Below are 348 nucleotides of genomic sequence, written 5' to 3' on the forward strand. Positions count from 1 at the left end.
GGGTGGGCACCAGCGTGCCGTCCACGATGAGCACGGTCTCCTTGCGGAACCGTCGCCGGGGCTGGAGGGCGAGAGCCGGCCCGAGGTGGGCGACGATCCGGTCGGCCGCCGACTTCGAGACGCCGAACAGCGGGCCAAGTTGACGCAGGGTGAGGTTGGTTCGCCAGTACGCGGCCACCAGCAGCACCCGGTCCTCCAACGGCAGCGACCACGGCCGGCCCTTGCGGACCGGATCGGCCCCCTCACGCCGCAGCGCGGTGATCAGCTTGTTGAACTGCCGCGGGCTCAGCCCGGTGAACGGACCTATCCAGGAGGGCTCCGACGCCGTGATCACACCAGCCACAGCAA

Annotated in this window: 1 protein-coding gene; it reads right to left on the reverse strand. The window is 70.4% G+C overall.

Features of this window, described 5'->3' with window-relative positions; translation table 11 throughout:
• A partial coding sequence (locus MTQ10_RS31050; protein WP_247474167.1) for a transposase family protein occupies nucleotides 1-343 on the reverse strand: 343 nt, incomplete at its 3' end.
• Nucleotides 344-348: the final 5 nt, after the last annotated feature.

The sequence above is a fragment of the Streptomyces sp. XM83C genome (assembly GCF_023072675.1).
GTDB lineage: Bacteria > Actinomycetota > Actinomycetes > Streptomycetales > Streptomycetaceae > Streptomyces > Streptomyces thermocoprophilus.